Here is a 17,951-nt window from a genome sequence, read left to right as displayed (position 1 = left end):
ACAAATCTAAATCTGTTATTTCTGTCGGTTCTTCCCGTAGCGTTAATATGTCATTCGTGTGTAGCGGCTGGCATGAGCGTTGAACAGGTAGATGTCGAGGCGACGCTAGACGTGCAGAACATCGGTGGTATCGACGAGACGTCGGTCGTCTTCGAGCCGGGCGTGACGGTTCTTGCCGGCCGGAACGCGACGAACCGGACCTCGCTGCTGCAGGCGGTTATGGCCGCCCTCGGCAGCGACAACGTCTCCGTCAAGGCCGACGCCGACGAAGCACACGTCGAGTTGGAACTCGACGGCGAGACGTATTCGCGGACGCTCGAATCGACCAACGGCCGAATCCGCGCCGACGGGGAGCCGTATCTGGAGGACCCGACCCTCGGTGACCTCTTTGCGTTCCTGCTGGAATCCAACGAGGCCCGCCGGGCGGTCGTGACCGACGCGGACCTCCGCGATATCATCATGCGGCCGGTCGACACCGACGAAATCCAGGCCGAAATCGACCGCCTCGTCGAGAAGCGCCGCGAGATAGCCGACGAACTCGACGAACTCGACGACCTCAAGAACCGGCTTCCGTCCCTCGAGGAGAAGAAGACGGGCCTCGAAGAGCGCATCGACGAGAAGAAGGCGGAACTCGAGGAGGTCGAGGCCGAAATCGAGGCCGCCGACGCCGATGTCGAGGAGGGCCGCGAGGAGCAGGCCGAATTAGAGGAGAAACTCGAGGAGTTGCGCGACAAGCGGTCGGACCTCGAGGACGTCCGCTACGAACTGGAGACCGAACAGGACAGCCTCGAATCCCTCCGGGCCGAAAAGCGGGAGGTCGAGGCCGAATACGACGAGTTGCCGGAGACGCCGGCCGGCGACCTCGACGAACTCGAGTCCCGCATCGACCGGCTCCGAACCCAGAAACAGGAACTCGAATCCGACCTGAACGAACTCCAGAGCGTCATCGGCTTCAATCAGGAGATGCTCGAAGCCGACACTACGGAGCCGCTTGCGGCCCTCGACGATGCGGGTGACGGCCCCGTGACCGACGAACTCCTCGCGGACGAGACGGTCACGTGCTGGACCTGCGGCAGCGAGGTCGAGTCCGACCAGATCGAACGGACCGTCGAGCAACTGCAGGAGCGCAGCCAGGAGATCGTCGGCGAAATAAACGACATCGAATCCGAACTCGACGAGGCGAAGTCGACGCGACGGGAGCGACAGGACCAGCAGCGCCAGCGTGAACGCCTCGAACGCCGGCGCCACGACCTCGAAGACGACATCGAGGACACCGAGGCCCGCATCGAGACGCTCACCGAGCGGCGGGAGTCCATGCAGGAGGATATCGAGGACATCGAAGCGGAGGTCGAGGCGCTGGAAAGCGATGCCTACGAGGAGATCCTCGACCAGCACAAGGAGGCCAACCAGCTGGAATACGACCTCGGGACGCTGGAAAACGACCTCGAACGCGTCGAGGACAACATCGCGACCATCGAGGACCGCCTCGACGAGGAATCCGACCTCGAGGCCGAACGCGAGGACGTAAACGAGGAGATTCAGGACCTGCGAACCCGCATCGAGCGCATCGAGCAGGAGGCCATCGAGGCGTTCAACGAGCACATGGAGACGGTGTTGAACCTGCTGGAATACGAGAACCTCGCGCGGGTCTGGCTGGAGCGGACCGAAACGGAGGTCCGAGAGGGTCGGCGGAAGGTCACCAAAAGCGTCTTCGAGTTGCATATCGTCCGGCAGACGGCCTCGGGGGCGACCTACGAGGACGTCGTTGAGAACCTCTCTGAGAGCGAACGGGAGGTGACCGGTCTCATCTTCGCGCTGGCGGGGTATCTCGCCCACGACGTCTACGAGACGGTGCCGTTCATGCTGCTGGACTCGCTGGAGGCCATCGACTCGAACCGCATCGCGACGCTCATCGACCATCTCGCGGAGTACAGCGACTTCCTCGTGGTGGCGCTGCTGCCCGAGGACGCCAGCGCGCTCGACGACGACTACCGGCGCATCGAAGAAATCTAGCGGTCCAGCGAACGTTTCTTGTCGTTGGGGCGTCGATAGCCGGTATGACGTGGCACGACCTGACACAGCCGTTTCACGAGGAGATACCGGGGTCGCCCGCCCTCCCGGCGCCCGAGGTGGAGACGCTTCGGCGCGTCGAGGACGACGGGATGAACGTCCAGCGGTACAGCGCCCCGACCCACGTCGGGACGCACGTCGACGCACCGCGGCACTTCGTCCCCGACGGCCCGACGATAGACGAATATCCCCTCGATAGGTTCGCGGGGCCGGGAGTCGTTCTCGACCTCGAGCGGTCGACCGCCGAGGAGATACCGCTGTCGGCCGTCCAGGCGGCCGCCGACGACGCTGGCGGTGTCCGGCCCGGAGACATCGTGTTCATCCGAACTGGGTGGGGCCGCCGGTTCGACGAGCCCGAAACGTATCAGCGCTATCCGTGGCTGGCCGGCGAGGTCGCCGACTGGCTTCTCGACCGAGGGGTCAACCTCCTCGGCGTCGACACCGTCAGCCCCGACCGACCCCGAACGATGCGGCCCGACGACTGGGCGGCCTACCCCAACCACCGAACGCTGTTGCCCGCAGACGTGCTCATCGTGGAACACCTGTTTCTCGAAGCGGTGGCGGGCGACCGCCTCGAAATCGTCGCGTTCCCGCTGAAACTGCGGGGCGGCGACGGGGCGCCGGTGCGGGTCGGTGCCCGAAAGCGGCGGGCGGACTCCTCGAGTCGGCCCGACTAGCCGGCCGCAGGTCAGGATAGGCGAATGAAATCTGTCGGTCGAACATACATACGTTCCACGTTACGTGGACGAACGTCGTAGGTCGGCGTCTCCCGCCCTCGATGCGGTAATCGGGGGATAGAGCAGGTGTATCTCTATACCGGGCCAAACGGGAACGTCTCTGGCGGGTCGGCGTTTCTTCCTCGAATCGGGCTACAACGCCGTGTTTCGGCTTTCGTCTACTATCGTTGGCGGGCTTCCCCCGATACACCCGTGAACTCCTCCGACCAGTATTTACAATTAGCAAAAACACTATGAACGTCGGGGCGTATCTTCGTGTCATGCTCGCAAACACCCCATCGCGTCAGGTCAAGTCGGTCCGGACGGTCTTCGAGTTGATCGACAGACTGCAGGCGCTTGGCGGTGCGACGCCGGCGCAGTTGACCGAGGAACTGGACCTCTCGAAGAGTTCGGTCCACAACTACCTCGCGACCCTCGAGATGGAGGGGTACGTGGTCAACGACGACGGCACCTATCGGCTCGGCCTTCGGTTCCTGACCCACGGCGTGGCCGCGAGGAACATGGCCGGCATCGAAGGCCCCATCGGCAGCACCGTCGAGGCCATCGCCGCGGAACTCTCCCAGCCGACGTGGTGGGTCACCGAGGAGGCCGGCCGCGGTTACTTCATCGAATCCGCCATCCCGGCCGACGCCAGCAGCATCTACGGTAGCGTCGGCAAGCGCTCGTATCTTCACACGCACGCGCTCGGCAAGGCGGCGCTGGCCCTCGCCTCCGAGGAGTACGTCGAGCGGGTCGCCGACCACCACGGCCTCCCCCAACAGACCCGACGGACGACGACCGACGTCGACGCCCTGCTATCGGAACTGACCGCGATTCGGGAGCGCGGCTACGCGATAAGCGAAGGCGAGGCGGTCCTCGGGGTCCTGTCGGTCGGCGTCGGCCTCGAGGACGCGACCGGTCGACGGCACGCCATCGGCGTGTTCGGACACGCACGGAACTTCGCGGGCAACCGCGCGGAGAACATCGGCCAGCGACTGGTCGAGGCGGTCCGTGACCTCGAACGCGACCTGCAGGACGGAGGGGCCTGAGATGGCGGGCACGCCCGACGAGGTTCGGACCCTCGGGGGCCTCCTCGAACACCAGACGGCCGAGTACGGCGACGAGACGTTCTTCCGGACCCGCGGCGAGGCCTACTCCTACCGGGACCTCGACGGGCGCGCCAACGCCATCGCGAACGAACTCTACGCCAACGGCGTCACGGCCGGCGACGTGGTCTGTCTGTACATGTACAACCGTCCGGAGTACCTCTATACCCTGTTCGCGCTGGCGAAGATCGGCGCCGTTGCCGCCCCCATCGACACGCGCTTTACCGACGAGACGCTCGCCCACGTCCTCACGGAGACCGACGCCGACATCGTCATCCTCGACGGTGATACCGAGGCGGCCTACGAGACCGTCCGGAACGAGGTCGCGACGATTAGCACCGAACTGTTCGTGGGCGGCGACCCCGACGGCACCTACCGGGATTTCGACCTGCTGTTGGAAGGCGAGGAGTCGAGCGCGCCCGACGTCGACGTTCGCGGGACCGACCCCTGTTCGGTCATCTACGTCCAGCGATACCAGCGGCCCCACCCGCAGGGCGTCGTCCTGCCGCACTACTCGTATATCAACACCGGGACGGTGTCCGGTGGGGAACTGCTCGGTCTCACACAGGACGATTGCCTCTTTACGACGCTGCCGTTCTACAGCAGTTATCCTATTCAGATGGGCGTCGCCGGAGCGTTGAGCATCGGCGCGGAGTTCGCCTTCGAAAAGCAGTTCGAGAGCGACCGGTTCTGGGAGTTGATTCGCCAGTACGACGCGACCGTTTTCCTCTATCTCGGGCGGATGCTCTCGGTGCTGTACAATCAGGCCGAACGGCCGGACGACGACGACAACCCGGCGGCCTACGCCGTTGGTCACGGGTTCGGTTTCGGGAGCGACGAGACGATGATCGCCAACTTCGAGCGCCGCTTCGACGTGACGGTGCTGGAGGCCTACGGCATCACGCCGACGGCGACGCTGGCGACGACGAACCGGCCGGACGACCGCCGACTCGGCAGCGTCGGCAAGCCCCTCCCACACGCCGACATCAAGATCGTCGACGAGGACGACTGGGAGGTCCCGGCCGGGGAGACCGGCGAGATTCTCGTCCGGTCGACCGAACTCAACGCCATGTTCGACCGGTTCTACGAGGACGACGACCTGACCGTCGAGGTCTGTCGGGACCGGTGGATTCACACCAACGACGTCGGCTACCTCGACGAGGACGGCTACCTCTACTTCGTCGCGAGCAAGCGCAACACCATCCATCTCGGGCGCGTCGCCGGCCGCATCTCCTCGCTGGAGATCGAGAGCGTCCTCGAGTCCCATCCAGAGGTTCGCGAGTCGGTGGTCTTCGGCGTCGCGACCGGCACCGGCGAGGAGGCCATCAAGGCGGTCGTCGTGCCCGTGGCGGGCACGTCGCCGAGTCCCATCGAACTCAGCGAACACTGCGAAAAGCAGTTGACCTACCACAAACTCCCACGGTTCATCGAGGTTCGGTCGGAGCTTCCGCGGTCGGCCTCGGGAAAGGTCCGGAAAGACCGGGTTCGGGACGTCTCCGGGGCGTCGGTCTGGGACCGCGAGAGCGGCTACGACCTGAACCGGTAGGCTACAGCGGTTCCTCGCCGTCGATTATCCGCATCGCCCAGTCGGCCATCGACGGCACCCGCTCGCGCATCTTCGGGTACATCGGGTTGTCGGCGTTGCCCTCCAGATGCCGCCGGAAGAACATCTCACACAGCGCCGTGAGCTTGTAGACCGACAGCACCCGGTAGAACCGGCTGTGTTCGAACTCGATGCCCGCAGCCGACTCGTAGCGGTCGACGAGTTCGGCCTTCGTCGGATACCCCTCGCGGTCGGTGAAGGTCGGGACGAGTTCCGGAATCGCCGGTTCGGGGTCGTCGTCGTCCCGCCAGTAGGTGAGCAGCCACGCGAGGTCGAACCGCGGGTCCCCGAGCGTGCTGAGTTCCCAATCGAAGATGCCGACGATTTCGGGTGGCGTCCCCGGGCCGAGCATCACGTTGTCGAGTTTGTAGTCGCCGTGAACGAGCGTGTGGGGATGGTCGTCGGGGACGTTGTCGTCGAGCCACGCCCCGACTTCCTCGAGTTCGGGGACTTCGCGTTCCTCGGCGGTGACCTCGAAGGCCCAGTCGAACTGCTTGTGCCAGCGGTCGACCTGCCGTTCGATGTAGCCCTCCGGGCGTCCGAAATCGTCCAGTCCGACCGCCTCGTAGTCGACGGCATGAATCTCCGCGAGCCGGTCGACGAGTTCCTCGCCGATTCGCTGGCGGCTCTCGGGGTCGGCAAAGCGGTCGGGCTCCTCGTCGCGGAGGACGTCGCCCCTCGTCCGCTCCATGACGTAGAAATCGCTCCCGATGACGTCGTGGTCCTCGCAGGCCAGCACGGTCGTCGGGACCCGAACCTCGGTGTTCTGGAGGGCGTCCACGACGCGATACTCCCGCAACACGTCGTGGGCGGTGTCGGCCTTCGCGCCCGGCGGCGGCCGCCGAAGCACGAGGTCGTGGTCGCCCCACGTCACGAACAGCGTCTCGTTGGAGTGGCCCGCCTGATGGCGGTCGATATCGTATTCGCTCGCCTCGCCCAGTTCGTCCTCGAGGTATGCGGCCAGTGCCTCTTCGTCGATTATCCGGTCGATATAGTCGTTGTCGCTCATATCGCTTTCCAGTGTTCCGGCGTCCATGCGCGCCCACAGTGCATGCCACTATGGTCGCGCGGACTATACGGCAACGTCGTTCCGAGCCCACTAAACTATGTGGGTGGACGTGATATGGGGCCACATGGAGTACAACGACTCCGATGCGGGACGAGAGCTTGCCGAACGTGCACAGAAGTTCGTCGACGAGATCGTGTTGCCGGTCGAACGTGAGCATTCGGGCGACGGTGCCGTCTCCGAGGGCGTCATCGAGGAACTCCGCGAGGAGGCCCGCGAACGCGACGTCTACTGTCCGCAGATCGACGAGGAACACGGCGGTCTCGGCTACGACTTCCGGGACGTCCTGCCGCTCTTCGAGCAGGCGGGCCGGAGCCTGCTCGCCGAGCGGGCGATGCGAGTCGCCGCGCCCGACGAGGGGAACATGCACACCATCGAACTCGTCGGCACCGAGGCCCAGAAGGAGGAGTGGCTCGAACCGCTCGTCGCGGGTGAAATCAACTCGGCCTTCTCGATGACCGAACCGCAACCGGGTGCCGGCTCGGACCCGAAGATGATGCAGACGAAAGCCGAAAAGGACGGCGACGAGTGGGTCATCGACGGCCACAAGTGGTGGACCACCCAGGGGACCGAAGCCGACGTCCTCATCGTGATGGCCCGCACCGACATGGACGCCCACCCGTACAACGGGACGAGCCTGTTTCTGGTGCCGGCCGACGCCGACGGCGTCGAGATGGTCCGTGACATCCCGCATCTCGGCCCCTCCATCGTCCATTCGAGCCACGCGGAGGTCAAATACGACGGCGTCCGGGTGCCCGAGGAGAACCTGCTGGGCGAGCTGAACGAGGGCTTTACTCACGCCCAACAGCGGCTCGGCCCGGCGCGGCTGACCCACTGCATGCGCTATTCGGGGATGGCCAAACGCGCCCTCGACGTGGCGAAGGCGTACCTCTCCGAGCGGGAGGCCTTCGGCGGGTCACTCGCCGACAAGCAGGGCCCGCGGTTCGACATCACCGACGAGGAGATTCGGCTCCACGCCGCCGGGACGATGGTTCGGGACGCCGCGGAGAAGATCTCCCGCGGCGAGGAAGCTCGCCACGAGGTCTCGGCCTCGAAGGTGTTCACCGCCAACGTCGCGCAGGACGCCATCGACACCGCTCTCCAGATGTGCGGTGGCTCCGGCATGTCGAAGGACCTCCCCATCGCCGACTTCTACGAGTCGGTGCGGTCGTTCCGCATCGTCGACGGCGCCGACGAGGTCCACAAGCGGACGCTCGCCCGCGAGTTCTTCTCCGACGTCGACACCGACGAGCTGTCCGGGCTCCCCCAGTTCGGCGAATAAGCGCCGTTCGACCGGCTATTCGAACGCCGCCGGCTTCGAATCCGGCGTCGCCACCAGGAGGCCGATGCCGAGCAGGCCGATGCCGACGTGGACGAGGAAGGCGGGCCCCCACGCGAAGGACTCGATGAGCCAGCCGCCGAACGTCGGCGCGACGAGGGTTCCGACGAACGATATCGTCGTGAAGACGGTGAGGCTCGTCGCGCTGGTGCCGCCGGCGGCGAGTTCGCGGGTGTACACGTAGTAGACGCCCATGCCGAACTGCAGGAAAAAGCCCACGCCGAGCATCACGGCCGCAAACAGCAGTATCGAGACGGCCCGCGAGATGACGAAAAACGCCGGGAGCGCGAACCCAAGCGAGGCGAGGGCGACCGCCCGCCGCCGGTAGCCCAGACGGTCGGAGAGCCATCCGCCAGCGGGGCGGGCGAGGACGCCGACCGCCGGCAGCAGCGCCGCGACCGTGCCGGCCTCGCCCAGCGTCATCGGTAGCTGTTCGGCGGCGTAGGTCGGCATCCACGAGTTCAGGAAGATGTAGAGCATGTACGAGCAGAACCCGGCGAAAGAGACCAGCAGGACCGCCCGGTTCCCGAGTGCGAGCCGGAAATCCCGAAGCGAGATGGGGTCGCCGGTCCGGATGGCGGCCGGCTGCGAGGCGAAAAACAGCAGGGAGCCGACCGCCGCCAGCGCCGGATAGGCGATGAAGGGGGCCTGCCAGCCGAAGGCCTCCCCGAGGGGTGGCCCGCCGACCTGACTGACCGCGAAGCCGACGGGGGCGCTGGCGAGAAACAGCGTCGTCACGAACCCCTGTCGCCGCCCCGCGAACACCTCCGCGACGACGTTGGCGCCGAGGACGAAGAGCCCGCCGGCCGCCAGCCCCGCCAGCACGCGGGCCGCGAGGAACGCGTAGTAGGCGTCGACGAGCGTGCCGGCGACGGCGACCGGCGCGAACACGAGCGTTCCGGCCAACAGTAGCCGCCGGTTGTCGTAGCGGTCCATCAGGAAGCCGCCGGGAAGTTGGATGAGGACCGACCCCAGCACGGCCGCGCTGATGGCTCCCCCGGCGGTCGCCTTGCTTATCTCGAAGTGGTCGACGAGCAACGGGACGATACTCGCCGGCGCGAGCATGTAGGCGTTGGCGCCGATGGAGATGAGAAAGCAGGCCGCGAAAACGCCGGCCGCCGTCCGTCGGCCGCTCACGGCCGCCCACCTCCGGGCGTGCGACCCGCGGACGCGAGACGCGGCGTCGTGAACGACCGGTGGCGACTCACGCCGAATTCACCGGCGCGACGGCCGCCGTCGCGTTCCCCTGAAGGACCGTCTCGCCCGTCTGTCTGGACGCGGTGAGTTCGGCGGTGACCTCGGCGCCGTCGACGTCCGTTACCTCCCCGCGGACGGTCAGGGTATCGCCCGGCCAGACGCGGGCGGTAAAGCGGGTCCGGAACCGCGTCAGTGCGGCCACGCCGAACCAGTCGGTCACGAACCGGCCCACGTATCCCGCGGTGAGCATCCCCTGTCCGAAGACGCCCTCGTTGCCCAACTCCTGTGCGTACCGCTCGTCGTAATGTATCGGGTTGAAATCGCCGCTCGCGCCCGCATATCTGACGAACGCCTGCGGCGTCAACTCCTCGACGATGAGCGTCGGCCCGGTATCGCCCACCTCGATGTCGTCCGGCGATTCGACGGGGTCGGTCCCCGCGTCCGGCTGTCGGACGTCGACCCGGCGGGTGGGGTCCCACCCGAGGCCGTCCCCCTGCCGGTTCGATTCGCTCTCGGAGACGGGGCCATCGGTCTCGATGAGCGTCTCCCGCTCGGTGAGCACCCGGTCGTCGGACTCGTCGCGATAGACCGTCTCCAGCACGGCGAAGGTCATGGTGGCGCCGTCCCGCCCCTCGCGCTCGTAGGCGTCGGCGAGCGTCGTCGTCGCCGAGAGCGTGTCCCCGACGTACACCGGCCGCTCGAACTCGTAGGCCTGCTCGCCGTGTAGCTCGTAGCGGATGTCGAACCCGAGATCGAAGCCGAGTCGCCCGACGCCCTCGGGGCGGTACTGTGGGAACATCGACGTGCGGGTGAACGTCGGCGGCGCGGGCCGGCGTTCGAGGCCTCTCTCGGTGGCGACCTCCCGGTCCCGGAAGACGGGGTTGTCGTCGCCGACGGCGGCGGCGAACTCGGCGACCTTGCCGGCCTCGACGGTCAGTCCCGACACGGAATCGACGGTGTCCCCGATTCGGCCCTCCAACTTGGCTATGGTGGGCTCGGGCATCGTCACGGCCTCACGATTATCTTTCCGAAGCCCTCGCCCTTCGAGAGCCGCTCCTGAGCGGCGGGAATCTCATCCAGCGAGATGACCGAATCGATGACCGGCGTGATTTCGCCCGCGAAGACGGCATCGAGCATGTCCTCGAACTCGCCCATCGTCGCGCCGGTCGCGCCGATGATTTCGAGTTGCTTCCAGAAGACGTGCGGCAGCATCGCGTGGTCGGCGTCGCCCGCCGTCGCGCCGATGGTGACCAGTCGGCCGCCGCGGGCGAGGCTCTTGACGGCCTGCTCGTAGGTCTCGCCGCCGACGGATTCGAAGATGACGTCGACCCCGCGGCGGTCGGTAATCTCGGCGACGGCGTCGTCGATGTCGGTTTCGGTGTAGTCGATGACGTGGTCGGCGCCCAACTCGCGGAGTTTCTCGGCTTTCTCCTCGGAGGAACTGGCCGCATAGACGGTCGCGCCCGCGTGGGCGGCCATCTGGACCGCGCCGTGGCCGACGCCGCCGCTGGCGCCGAGGACGAGGACGTCGTCGCTCGGCCCGACGTCCGCGCGGGTCATCAGCCCGCGCCAGGCGGTCCCGAAGTTCGAGGGCACCGCCGCCGCCTTCTCGAAGGAGACGTGGTCCGGAAGCGTCACGACGTGGCGGGCCTCGACGGCGATGTACTCGGCGTGGCCGCCGTCGGTCTTGACGCCGAGACCGCCGTAGTCGCGACACATCGTCGGCTCGCCGTGGTTGCAGAACTCACAGTCGCCACAGGAGGTCGTGTTCCAGTAGACTACGACGCGGTCGCCGACCTCGTGGTCCTCGACGCCGTCGCCGACGGCGTCGATTCTTCCGGCGACGTCGATGCCGGTGATGATGGGGGGTTCGCCCTCGTGGCCGCGGCGAACCCAGACGTCGGTGTGGTTGACGGCACAGGCTTCGACGGCGATGCGAACTTCGTCGTCGCCGGCCTCCGGGTCCGGTACTTCCTCGACGGTTATGACCTCGGGACCGCCAGTCTCGGGTATGACTGAGGCTAACATGCGCAAGTACTCGGTAATTCTCGGACAGGTACTTATATCTACGGCGTGGCACTCCCCTCCGGCGAATCGCGACCGCCGCCGTTTCGCCGTCGCCGCCGTCGATTCGGCCCGTTCGGCCCGATTCGTGGCGGCTTCCGGCGTGTCGTGGCCGTTTCCCATCGCCGACTTTCCACCACAAATTGTTTAGCCCCGGTCGTTGTTGGCTAACGCATGCCAGAAGCGTCCAGAATCGACGCCTACCACTTCCACGAGCGGGAGTGGACGGACTACGACGAACTGCTCGAGGCCTTCGAATGGTCGGTGCCGGACTCGTTCAACATGGCGAGTTACGTCTGCGACCGCTGGGCCGACGCCGAGGACGAGCGCATCGCCCTCTATGCGGACGACGGGGCCGGCGGACGGGAGTCCTACACGTTCACGGAACTGCAAGAGGCGGCCGGCGCCGTCGCGAACTACCTCCGCGACCGCGGCGTCGAACGGGGCGACCGCGTCGGCATCAACGCGCGCCAGCGGCCGGAGACGGTCATCGCCCACGTCGCCTGCTGGAAACTCGGCGCCGTCTCCGTCCCGCTGAGCACGCTGTTCGGCACGGACGCCGTCGAGTACCGACTCAACGACGCGGGCGCGGTCGCCTGTTTCGTCGACGATACGAACGCCGACACCCTCCGGGCAGTCGCCGGCGACGTCGAGTCGCTGGAGACGGTCGTGACCATCGGCGACGCCGACGCCGAGGCCGACGAGGCGACCTTCGAGGAGGTCCTCGAGACGACCCCCGGTGACATCGAGACGGTCGATACCGACGCCGAGGACGACGCCATCATCATCTACACCTCGGGGACGACCGGCGACCCGAAGGGCGTCCGCCACGCCCACCGGGTCCTGCTGGGGAACCTCCCGCTTTTCGTCACCGGCTTTCTGAACATGGAACTCAACGACGACGACGACGTTCTCTGGACGCCCTCGGAGTGGGCGTGGGTCGCGACGCTGTTCGACGTCGTCTTCCCGGGACTGTTCTACGGGCGGCCCATCCTCGCGTACACGGCCGACGAGAACTTCGACCCCGAGACGGCGATGGAACTCATCGAGCGCTACGACGTGACGAACTTCTTCGCGCCGCCGACGGCGCTGCGGATGATGGAGCAACTGGACGACCCGGGCCGGTGGGACGTCTCCAGCATCCGGTGTATCCCCAGCGGCGGCGAGTCACTCGGTGACACCATCGTCCAGTGGGCCGAGGACGTCTTCGAGGGCGCGGCCGTCCACGAGGCTTACGGTCAGACGGAGGCGAACATGGTCGCCGGCGACTGTACGGCCATGTTCGCGTCCCGCGATGGGAAGATCGGCCGTCCCGCCCCCGGCCACGAACTCGCCATCGTCGACCCCGAAACCGCCGAGGCGACCGTCGACCCCGGCGAGGTCGGCGAGATCGCCGTCCGCTATGAGGGCAACCCAGTCTGCTTCAAGGAGTACTGGAACAAGCCGAAGAAGACTGACGGGAAGGTCAAGAACGGCTGGCTGTTGACCGAGGACCTCGGCACGATGGACGAGGACGGCTATCTGGAGTTCCACAGTCGGAAGGACACGGTCATCATCTCGGCGGGCTACCGAATCGGGCCGGTCGAAATCGAGGAGGCGCTGGCGGCCCACGAGGCGGTCGCCGACGCCGGCGTCATCGGCGTCCCCGACGAGAGCCGCGGCGAGGTGCCGAAGGCCTTCGTCGTCCTCGCGGAGGGCTACGAGGCCAGCGAGGACCTCAAATCGACGCTCCGTCGTGACGTCCGGGACCGCCTCGCCGAGTACGAGTACCCCCGCGAAATCGAGTTCCTCGACGACCTGCCGAAGACGAGTTCCGGGAAGGTTCGCCGGACGTCCCTCGAAGAGCGGGAAGACTGACCGAACGGCTGAAATCGCCCACTTCCGGCCGTCTATGCGGTGTTCTATGAGCTGTATCGCTACCCATAGTGTGGATTATATGATGGAAACTGTTATCAAGGATAGTGGTATAACGTTGTCCCATGCGTCCATCCCTCAAACCAGATGGTGAGATTGTCAAGCGCGGCATCCCCCCGGTCGACAAGCATTTCGACCGCCGTACGTTCCTGAAGGGCGCCGGTGCCGCGACCATGGCGGCGTCGATGGCCGGGTGCAGTAATCCGGCCGGCAACGGCAACGGTGGCGGCAACGGCAACGGTGGCGGCAACGGCGGCGGCGAGATACCATCGGAGGACCTGAAGATGGCCGTTGTCGGCTTTACCTCCGGCCCGGCCGCCGTCTTCGGAACGCCGATGATGCAGTCCGCACGGATGGTCGTCGACAAGATCAACGAGGCCGGCGGCATCCTCGGCGAACGCCAGATCGCACTGGACGAGTACGACGAGAACACGGAGGACATCGTCCAGCAGTACCGTCGACTGGCGACCCAGGAGGATTACGACATCATCATGGGCTACATCTCGAGTGCGAACGTGCTTTCGCTTGCCCCCGTCGCCGAGGAACTCGACCAGCCGACGGTGATCATGGACACGGGGACGACGGAACTGTTCGACGACGCCGTCACCGAACCCGAGAACACGTTCCGGACCTGTGCGAGCAGTTCGACCGACGCGGTCGGCGCGGCGCTCCTGCTGGAGAACGCGTTGACCGACGTCGAGACGGTCGCGGGCGTCAATCAGGACTACGCCTACGGGCGAAACAACTGGGACCTCTTCTCGCGGGCCATCGAGGCCTTCGACATCGACGTCGAAATCGTCGAGGAGCGGTTCACCCCCTTCCCCAACGAGGACTTCAGTTCGACCATCAGCGCCCTGGACGACAGCGAGCCGGACTTCATCTTCTCGAGCCTCTGGGGCGGCGACCTCGTGAACTTCATCACGCAGGCCAACGACCAGGGGCTTTTCGAGGACACGCTGCCCTGCTTCAGCGGCGGGACCCACGTCTTCCACGACGCGCCCGACGAGGTCACCGACGGCCTCATCTTCGGCGCTCGCGGACCGCACTTCCCGTACGGGACCCTGGATTGGAACTCGCTACATCAGGAGTTCGTCAGCAGCTTCGAGGAGCGATACGACGCCTCGCCGTACGCCCACGGCGCGTTCCACGCCTGGCAGGCCATCCACGCCTACGTCTACTCCATCGAGCGGGCCTACAATATCAGCGGGGAGTACCCCGGCCGCGAGGAGTGGGCTGCATCGATGGAGGGCATCGGGCTGGATACCCCGAGCGGCTTCGTCAGCATCCCGAAGGGCAGCCACAACGCTATCGAACCCTCCTTCTGGGGCTATTCAGATACGAGCGGCGAGAACCTCTCGCTGACCGATACGGTCTGGATCTCCCCCGAAGAGGTGAACCCGCCGGTGAACAAGACGACCGGCGAGTGGCTGGACAGCGTCTAATTCGACGATGGTAGCAGATATCCTCTCACAGCAGATCCCGATCATCCTGAACGCCCTGTTCCTAGCCGCGGTGCTGTTCCTGCTCGGGACGGGCCTGTCGATCATCTACGGGATGTTGAACTTCCTGAACCTCGCCCACGCCGCGTTCCTCATGCTGGGCGCCTACGTCGCCTCGACGGTCGTCTCACAGACGGTCGGCATCATCGGCGGCTCTGTCGGCGAAGTCGTGCTGTTCGCCGCCTTCATGGTCGGCATGATAGTCGTCGTCCCGGCCATCGTCTCGGCGGTCGGTCTCGGGATGGAGCAGGTGATGTTCAAGCCGCTCTACGGCCTCGAGGACGACTACCAGTTGCTCGCCACGTTCGGCGTCATCCTGATGATGGAGGACGGGATGAAGTTCATCTGGGGCGGTCTCCCCGTCAGCGCGACCGAACCGTCGAACATCCTCGGGAGCATCGATATCGTCGGCAGCACCTACCCGGTGTGGCCGATATTCGCGATCGCCCTCACCGCCGTCATCGCCGGCGTCCTCTATTATTTCTTCGAGGAGACGCGCTTGGGCAAGATCACGCTGGCGATGGCCGAGGACGACGAAATCGTCGGCGTCACCGGCATCAACACCCGGCGGGTCCACCTCCAGGTGTACGTCATCGGCATCGCGCTGGCGGCGCTCGGCGGCGCGCTGTATCTGCCGAACGCCTCCGTGACCACCGGGATGGCGCTGCAGTTCGTCATCCTGGCGTTCGCGGTGCTGGTCATCGGTGGCCTCGGTAGTCTCAAGGGCGCCATCGCCGCTTCGCTGCTCATCGGCTTCATGCGAGCCTTCAGCAGCTACTACGTCCCCCAGCTGGAACTCGCCATCGTGTTCCTGTTGATGGCTGCGGTAATGCTGATCAAACCAACCGGCATGTTCGGAGACATCGAAGTATGAGTCAGGACACCGACACCACGTTCGCAAGCACGCTCCGCGACGAGTTCGCCAGCTGGACCGCCGTGGGTACCGCCGTCCTCGTCGTGTGGGCGGCCGTGCTGCCGTATCTCCCCACCACGGGGCAGTTCGAGGTCTTCCTCGCGGCACAGATACTCTCCTTTGCCATCGCCGCGGTCGCGTTCAACGTGCTCCTCGGCTACACGGGCCTGCTGTCGTTCGGTCACGCGGCGTTCTTCGGCGGCGCGGCCTACGCGGTCGGGTTCGTCCTCAAGTTCACCGCGATTCAGGAACTGCTCGTGCTGATACCCGTCGGCGTCGCCGCGGCGGCGGCCCTCGCCGTCGTCATCGGATACATCTCGGTTCGGCACACCGAAGTGTACTACTCGCTTCTCATGCTGGCGCTCAGCTTCCTGATATACGTCCTCATGGTGAAACTGTACACGTACACGGGCGGTACCGACGGCGTGTCGATTCCGACGCCCACCGTCGCCGGCGTCAACTACGTCACGACGTGGGGGTACGCCGGATACCTGCAGGGTATCCTCTACTACGTCATCCTCGGGTGCTTCCTCGTCTCCCTCGCGCTGATGTGGGTGTTCATGAACTCCCCGTTCGGCCTGACGCTCAAGACGATAAAGGACAGCCCGGACCGGGCCGAGGCCATCGGCATCCCGGTCGTCCGCTACCGGTGGTACGCCACCATCGTCTCCGGCGTCTTCACGGGCGTCGGCGGCGTGATGTACGCGCTGCTCAACGGCCACGTTACGCCCGATACCGTGCTCCACTGGTCGCGCTCGGGTGAAATCGCCTTCATGGCCGTCCTCGGCGGCGTCGGGTCCTTCTTCGGCCCCGTCGCCGGCGCCGGCGCGTTCATCCTCCTCCGTTCGGAGGCCCAGCAACTCACCGAGTACTGGCACTTCGTGATGGGGCTCGTACTCTTCCTCATCATCGTCTTCGAACCCGAGGGCATCGCCGGCATCGCGAAACGTGGCTACAAGCGAGGGCTCGAAACCCTCCAGCGAGGTGAGAACTGATGTCCGTCCTCGAAACCAAGCAACTGACCAAGCAGTTCGGAAAGCTCACCGCCGTCGACCGTATGGACTTCGAAATCGACAGGGGCGAAATCGTCGGTATCATCGGCCCGAACGGGGCCGGCAAGACGACGTTCGTGAACCTGCTCACCGGCGTTCTCGAAGCGACGGAGGGCGAAGTCATCTTCGACGGTGAATCCCTCGGGAACGCGCCCGTCCACGACCGGGCGAACAAGGGTCTCGTTCGGTCGTTCCAGATTCCACGCGTCTGTGACGACCTGACGCTGCTGGAGAACGTCCGTTCGGCGGTGCTGTCCCGTGAGCGGCGGAACAATTCCCTGTTTTCGATCCTCCACTGGGAGGACGAGAGCCGCGAGGAAGCGCTCGAACTGCTGGAGCGGTTCGGACTCGCGGACCGACAGAACGTCGAGGCGGAGACGATTCCGCACGGCGACAAGAAGATCCTCGACGTCTGTATGAGCGTCGCGATGCGGCCGAAGCTTCTCATCCTCGACGAGCCGACCAGCGGCGTCGCGACCGACAACAAACACGAGATAATGAACCGGCTACAGCGGTACTTCGAGACGACCGACTCCGCCGTCCTGTTCATCGAACACGACATGGAACTCATCGAACAGTACGCCGAACGGGTGTTGGCGATGGACCAGGGGCAGAAGCTCATCGACGGCACGCCACAGGAGGTCCTCGAAGACGAGACCGTCAAGCGCCGCATCCGAGGTGAGGAGTGATGTTGCTCGAACTCGCCGACATCGATGCGTCTATCGAGGGCGTCACCGTCCTTCGGGACGTCAACGCCGAGATCGAGCAGGCCGAAAGCGTCGCCATCGTCGGCCGGAACGGCGCGGGCAAGACCTCGACGTTCCGGACCATCATGGGGATGCGACAGCTCGACCGTGGGACGGTCACCTTCCACGGTGAGGACATCACGAACTACGAGACCCACGAGCGCAAGCGACTGGGCATCGGCTTTGCCCCCGAGGACCGGCGGCTCATCTCGAAGCTCACCGCACAGGAGAACATCGAGATGGCGCTGTGGGGCGACGACAACGCCGACATCGACGTCGACCAGCGGCTCTCGATGGTCCTCGACGTGTTCCCGGCGATGGAGGAGTTCCTCGACCGCGCGGCCGGCAAACTCTCCGGCGGCCAACAGCAGATGGTCGCCGTCGCGCGGGCGCTGGTCGCCCAGCCCGACCTCGTGTTGCTCGACGAGCCCTTCGAGGGACTCGCCCCGAGCATCAAGAAGGACCTCCGGGAGAGCATCGAGGTAATCCGCAACGAACTCGGCGCGTCCGTGTTCATCGCGGAATCGCAACTGAGCCACGTCCAAGGCGTCGTCGACCGCATCTACGTCATCGAGCGCGGCGAGATTATCGCCGAAACCGACGACCCTCAAGGCATCGAGGAAGACGAAGAACTGATGCAGATTATCGGCGGCGGGTAAGCCGCCC

Annotated in this window: 15 protein-coding genes; 11 read left to right on the top strand and 4 right to left on the bottom strand. The window is 65.7% G+C overall.

What is annotated here, in order from left to right; genetic code table 11:
* Positions 1–72: 72 nt before the first annotated feature.
* The 4 genes from U5914_RS07855 to U5914_RS07840 all read left to right on the top strand — a co-directional run bounded on the left by U5914_RS07855 (position 73) and on the right by U5914_RS07840 (position 5,438).
* A complete protein-coding gene (locus U5914_RS07855; protein ID WP_336135201.1) occupies positions 73–2,013 on the top strand; it encodes an archaea-specific SMC-related protein in 1,941 nt (646 codons plus the stop codon).
* 44 nt (positions 2,014–2,057) lie between these two features.
* Positions 2,058–2,747, top strand: coding sequence for a cyclase family protein (locus U5914_RS07850; protein ID WP_336135200.1), 690 nt, complete (start codon positions 2,058–2,060; stop codon positions 2,745–2,747).
* A gap of 320 nt (positions 2,748–3,067) precedes the next feature.
* Positions 3,068–3,835 carry an IclR family transcriptional regulator gene (locus U5914_RS07845; protein WP_336135199.1) on the top strand — a complete coding sequence of 256 codons (768 nt, stop codon included), beginning with the start codon at positions 3,068–3,070 and terminating at the stop codon, positions 3,833–3,835.
* A complete protein-coding gene (locus tag U5914_RS07840; protein ID WP_336135198.1) occupies positions 3,798–5,438 on the top strand; it encodes an AMP-binding protein in 1,641 nt (546 codons plus the stop codon). Before U5914_RS07845 ends, U5914_RS07840 begins: the two co-directional genes overlap by 38 nt.
* 1 nt (position 5,439) lies before the next feature.
* On the opposite strand, the gene U5914_RS07835 is transcribed toward U5914_RS07840, so the two are convergent.
* Positions 5,440–6,504 carry a phosphotransferase family protein gene (locus U5914_RS07835; protein WP_336135197.1) on the bottom strand — a complete coding sequence of 355 codons (1,065 nt, stop codon included), beginning with the start codon at positions 6,502–6,504 and terminating at the stop codon, positions 5,440–5,442.
* Between the two features lie 124 nt (positions 6,505–6,628).
* Between U5914_RS07835 and U5914_RS07830 the strand changes: the two genes are divergently transcribed.
* Positions 6,629–7,843, top strand: coding sequence for an acyl-CoA dehydrogenase family protein (locus tag U5914_RS07830; protein ID WP_336135196.1), 1,215 nt, complete (start codon positions 6,629–6,631; stop codon positions 7,841–7,843).
* 15 nt (positions 7,844–7,858) lie between these two features.
* On the opposite strand, the gene U5914_RS07825 is transcribed toward U5914_RS07830, so the two are convergent.
* The 3 genes from U5914_RS07825 to U5914_RS07815 all read right to left on the bottom strand — a co-directional run bounded on the left by U5914_RS07825 (position 7,859) and on the right by U5914_RS07815 (position 11,125).
* The gene (locus U5914_RS07825; RefSeq protein ID WP_336135195.1) at positions 7,859–9,037 is read right to left on the bottom strand and encodes an MFS transporter; all 1,179 of its coding nucleotides are present in this window, start codon (positions 9,035–9,037) and stop codon (positions 7,859–7,861) included.
* A gap of 67 nt (positions 9,038–9,104) precedes the next feature.
* Entirely contained in the window at positions 9,105–10,100 is a 996-nt protein-coding gene (locus U5914_RS07820) for an FAS1-like dehydratase domain-containing protein (protein ID WP_336135194.1), read from the bottom strand.
* A 2-nt stretch (positions 10,101–10,102) separates the two neighbouring features.
* Positions 10,103–11,125 (bottom strand): zinc-binding dehydrogenase, encoded by a 1,023-nt coding sequence (locus U5914_RS07815; RefSeq protein WP_336135193.1) that lies wholly within the window; start codon positions 11,123–11,125, stop codon positions 10,103–10,105.
* 210 nt (positions 11,126–11,335) lie between these two features.
* Between U5914_RS07815 and U5914_RS07810 the strand changes: the two genes are divergently transcribed.
* The 6 genes from U5914_RS07810 (at position 11,336) to U5914_RS07785 (ending at position 17,944) form a co-directional block, all read left to right on the top strand.
* Entirely contained in the window at positions 11,336–13,018 is a 1,683-nt protein-coding gene (locus U5914_RS07810; protein ID WP_336135192.1) for an acyl-CoA synthetase, read from the top strand.
* Positions 13,019–13,140: 122 nt separating this feature from the next.
* Complete coding sequence (locus U5914_RS07805) at positions 13,141–14,517, top strand: ABC transporter substrate-binding protein (protein ID WP_336135191.1); 1,377 nt, start codon at positions 13,141–13,143, stop codon at positions 14,515–14,517.
* 7 nt (positions 14,518–14,524) lie between these two features.
* On the top strand, positions 14,525–15,448 hold the full coding sequence (locus U5914_RS07800) for a branched-chain amino acid ABC transporter permease (protein ID WP_336135190.1): 924 nt from the start codon (positions 14,525–14,527) through the stop codon (positions 15,446–15,448).
* Positions 15,445–16,482, top strand: coding sequence for a branched-chain amino acid ABC transporter permease (locus tag U5914_RS07795; RefSeq protein ID WP_336135189.1), 1,038 nt, complete (start codon positions 15,445–15,447; stop codon positions 16,480–16,482). The genes U5914_RS07800 and U5914_RS07795 overlap by 4 nt, the downstream gene beginning before the upstream one ends.
* Entirely contained in the window at positions 16,482–17,228 is a 747-nt protein-coding gene (locus tag U5914_RS07790; protein ID WP_336135188.1) for an ABC transporter ATP-binding protein, read from the top strand. Before U5914_RS07795 ends, U5914_RS07790 begins: the two co-directional genes overlap by 1 nt.
* Positions 17,228–17,944: an ABC transporter ATP-binding protein gene (locus tag U5914_RS07785; RefSeq protein ID WP_336135187.1), complete on the top strand. Its 717-nt coding sequence runs from the start codon at positions 17,228–17,230 to the stop codon at positions 17,942–17,944. Before U5914_RS07790 ends, U5914_RS07785 begins: the two co-directional genes overlap by 1 nt.
* The last annotated feature ends 7 nt before the right edge of the window (positions 17,945–17,951 follow it).

Origin of the sequence: Natronomonas amylolytica, from assembly GCF_037031205.1 — an archaeon.
Classification (GTDB): domain Archaea; phylum Halobacteriota; class Halobacteria; order Halobacteriales; family Haloarculaceae; genus Natronomonas; species Natronomonas amylolytica.
Note: the sequence above shows the minus strand (reverse complement) of the source record. Positions and strands in the feature narration are given on the sequence as shown.